3 protein-coding genes are annotated in these 3,710 nt (G+C 72.7%); all 3 read right to left on the bottom strand.

Annotation, left to right across the window (positions count from 1 at the left end; genetic code table 11):
• Positions 1-28: 28 nt before the first annotated feature.
• Entirely contained in the window at positions 29-841 is an 813-nt protein-coding gene (locus ACFVYA_RS49700; protein WP_387055640.1) for an Asp23/Gls24 family envelope stress response protein, read from the bottom strand.
• 233 nt (positions 842-1,074) lie between these two features.
• On the bottom strand, positions 1,075-2,304 hold the full coding sequence (locus ACFVYA_RS49695) for an SGNH/GDSL hydrolase family protein (protein ID WP_387055638.1): 1,230 nt from the start codon (positions 2,302-2,304) through the stop codon (positions 1,075-1,077).
• A partial coding sequence (locus tag ACFVYA_RS49690; protein ID WP_387055636.1) for a glycoside hydrolase family 3 C-terminal domain-containing protein occupies positions 2,301-3,710 on the bottom strand: 1,410 nt, incomplete at its 5' end. The genes ACFVYA_RS49695 and ACFVYA_RS49690, both read right to left, overlap by 4 nt.

The following is a 3,710-nucleotide window of genomic DNA, read 5'->3' as shown; positions in this document are numbered from 1 at the left end:
GCCTCGAGGGGCCGGGCACCGGCGCGGATCAGCCGGCTTCCGGGAAGTGGATGTCGGTGACGTGGACGTCGACGACCTCGACGTCCAGGCCGAGGTACTGCTCGACGGCGTCGATCACCGCGACGCGGATCTGCTCGCCCACCGCCTTGACCGCGTGGCCGAACTCGACCACCACGGGGATGGTGACCCAGGCGACCTCGTCGGCGAGCTCGACCGTGATGCCGTCCCCGGCGACGCTGTGCACACCCTCGGCCTGGCTCGCGATCCGCGTGACGATCTTGCCGACCACCCCGTCCGCCACCGTGGTGCTGCCGCGGCTGCCCGCGGCTGGCCGGGCCACGGCGGGCGCGGCGTCGGCCACCGGCGCAGCCGCCACGGCCGGTGCGGCTTCGGTGACAACCGGCTCGGTGTCCGCGACCGGCTCGGCCGCGACGGCTTCGACGACCGGCTCGTCTTCCGCGACCGGCGCAGCGATCGGCTCGGTGATCGGCTCGGCTTCGGCGATGTCCTCGGCCGCGTTCGCGTCCGTGTCGTCGTCTTCGGTGTCCTCGGCGACCGCCTCCTCGTCGGTGCCGGTGACGTCCTCGTCGCTCGTCTCGGTCGCGTCCTCTTCGGCCTGGTCGCCGTCGACGGCTTCGTCCTCGGCGGTTTCCGTGGCGCTTTCGTTCTCCGGTGCGGAATCCACTTCGTCGAGGACACCCGCCTCGTCGGTCTCGGGAGCGCTTTCGGCGGGCGCCTCGGCGACCTCCGGTGCGGGCTCGACGGCGCCGTAGGCGTACTCGCCCGAGCCGGTGGTTTCGTTCTGGGGGCGGCCGAAGATGCTGTTGATGACGTCGGACATGGTTTCCCTTTCCGGGAGCGACGACTACCTGTGGGGACAGCAGACGGCGACATGATAGGGGGCGGCCCGTGACCTGCGTCACGGGCCCCCTGCCTTCGAGACTCGCTTGTGTCCCAACGGATATCCGGCACCAGCCGAGCTGATCACCGTCCGTCAGACCGGGTTCGGCGAACAGTCACCACCCGGCGGAAATCACGTCCTGGAATTGTCGTCTTTTCGGCGCTTGACGATTTCTAGCCGTCGTTCCGGAAAAGGCCGGGAGGAACGCTCGAACCGAGCGCCTGGTACCCCGCCGGGTTCAGGTGCAGGTGGTCGCCGACGTCGTAGGCCGGCAGCAGCCGGGACGGGGCCGCGGGGTCGCGGGCCACCTTGTCGAAGTCCAGCAACGCGTCGAAGTGGCCCGGCTGGCGGATCCACGCGTTCACCCGCTGGCGAGCCTCTTCGCGGGCCGGGTCGTCGTAGGCGGTGTTGCCGCCGAAGGGGGTGATCGTGGCGCCGTACACGCGGATGTCCTGCGCGTGGGCGCGGACCAGGATCTGGTCGTACGCGTCGATCAGCTGCGCCGCCACGTCCGGCGCCGCCGCCGGGGTGGCCGTGCCGATGTCGTTGACGCCCTCGAACACGATCGCCCACGAAACCCCGCTCGTGGACAGCAGGTCGCGGTCCAGGCGGGCCAGCACGTTCGGGCCGAGGCCGTCCTGCAGCACGCGGTTGCCGCCCGCCGCCTGGTTCACCACCGAAACGCCGTGCAGGCGCGCGGCCAGCACGTTCGGCCAGCGGTCGTTCCCGTTCGTCGTCGACCCGCGGCCGTCGGAGATGGAGTCGCCGATCACCGCCACCGCGGACGCCGGGGACAGCACCTCGATGCCGCTGAGGAAGTACCAGTGGTCGACCGGCGTCGCGCCCGGCAGTTCGGTGTCGGAGACGTGGTTGCCCGCCAGCAGGTACGACGTCGTGCGCGAGCCGGGGTGCGAGGTGATCGAGGTAGACGCCTGGCCGTGCGCCAGGTACGCCGTCACCGCGATGTTCTCCAGGGTTCGCACCGGGAAGGGCAGCGGGTCGGACACCACCTGGGCGCCCTGGGGGACCACCGTCGAGGGCTTGCCGTGGAACGTCACCGGCAGAACGCTGCCCGGCACCACCGCGGAGACGCCGGCCGCTCCGGAAACCGGGCGCGCCACCGACACCGCGGTCAGCGGCAGCGGTGCCCCGCCGAAGGCGTTGGAGAACCGCAGCCGGATCCGCGGGCCGCCGGCCGTCACCTGCGCCGTCTCGCGCAGGGACGCGTTGTCGAGCACCCGGTCGGTGCCGGTGAAGGGCGCCGGTGGCATGTTGCCCGGCTCGGTCAGCTGGGGCATCGACGTCCACGTCGCCACCCAGTGCGCAGGCGCGGGGTGGCCGGACGCGCCCACGAAGAGCACGGTCAGCACGGCCAGGAAGAAGATCACCAGAGGACGTCTCATAACGAGAACTCCGGGGTCAGGACCCGGTCGGCGCCGACGACTCGGCGGGACCCGGTCAGCGTGCAGTGCAGGGTCGTGACGATCTGTTCGCTCGAAGTGCCCACCCGCAGCTCGACGTCGCCGGGGTCGACCTGCCGCTGCCGCGCGCGCCCGGTGTAGGACGTCAGGTCCGCGTGCAGGCCGATCTCCAGGACGCAGGTTTCGCCAGGGGGCAGGGAAACCCGGCGGGCCGCGATGAGCTGGCGCTCCGGCCGCGCCACCTCGGCCACCGGGTCGTGCAGGTAGACCTGCACGACTTCCGAAGCTTCGCGATCGTGGTCGTTGCGCAGGGTCACCCGCACCCGGCAGACGCCGTCGGTCGGCCAGAGCGAGCCCGTCGCGCTGACGTCCAGCCAGGTCGCCGGCGCGTAGGACAGCCCGTGCCCGAACGGGAACAGCGGCGAAGGATCCACTGTGGACACCTCGCTGCGCCGGCCGAGCGGCGCGGCCAGGTACGTCGACGGCTGGCTCGCGCCGGCCGCCGGGAAGCTCACCGGCAGCCGGCCGGCCGGGTTGATCCGTCCGCTGAGGACGTCGGCCAGCGCCGCGGCCCCCTCTTCGCCGGGGTAGAACCCGCAGACGACCGCGGCCAGCCGCGGGAGCTGCCGGGACAGCTCGTACGGCCGTCCCGAGAGCAGGACGAGCACCACCGGTTTGCCCGTGTCCAGCAGGGCGTCGAGGAGTTCCTCCTGGCGGCCCGGCAGCCGCAGGTCGGCCGCGTCGCAGCCTTCACCGGACGTTCCGCCGCCGAACAGCCCGGCCCGGTCGCCCAGGACGGCCACGCACACCGCCGCGTCCGCGCACGCCGCCACGGCCTGCGCGATCCCGTCGTCGTCCCCGCCCGTGACCGGGCAGCCCAGCGCGTAGGTCACGTCGTAGTCCGAGCTCAGCGCCTCGCGCAGGGTCGGCACGGAGACGCCGAACGGGACGTCGGGGTGGTGGACGCCGACGTGCAACGGGAAGGAGTAGCAGCCGAGCATCGCGCCGGGCGTGTCCGCGCGCGGTCCCACCACCGCGACGCGGCCGCCGGGGGAGAGCGGAAGCGTGCCGTCGTTGTGCAGCAGCACGATCGAGCGCTCGGCCACCTCGCGGGCCAGCGCCCGCGACTCGGCGTCGTCGAGGTCGATCTCGTCGGGGACCTCGGGCGCCCAATCGGCGTCGAGCAGGCCCAGTTCGCACTTCTGGCGCAGCACCCGTTCGAGGGCGCGGTCGACGGCGGCGACCTCGATCGCGCCCTCTTCCACCGCGGCGAGCAGCGGCTCGCCGTAGCAGTCCATGGTCGGCAGCTCGACGTCGATGCCGGCGGTGAGCGCCTGCCGGGCGGCGTCGGCGCGGTCGGCCGCGACGCCGTGCAGGCGGTGCAGGAA

It is taken from the genome of Amycolatopsis sp. NPDC058278, assembly GCF_042881395.1.
GTDB lineage: Bacteria > Actinomycetota > Actinomycetes > Mycobacteriales > Pseudonocardiaceae > Amycolatopsis.
The sequence above is the reverse complement of the archived record's forward strand: the minus strand, read 5'-3'. Positions and strand labels throughout refer to the sequence as shown.

Coding starts and splice junctions, on each gene's coding strand:
- ACFVYA_RS49700 (WP_387055640.1), bottom strand. CDS start 841: ATGTCCGACGTCATCAACAGCATCTTCGGCCGCCCCCAGAACGAAACC.
- ACFVYA_RS49695 (WP_387055638.1), bottom strand. CDS start 2,304: ATGAGACGTCCTCTGGTGATCTTCTTCCTGGCCGTGCTGACCGTGCTC.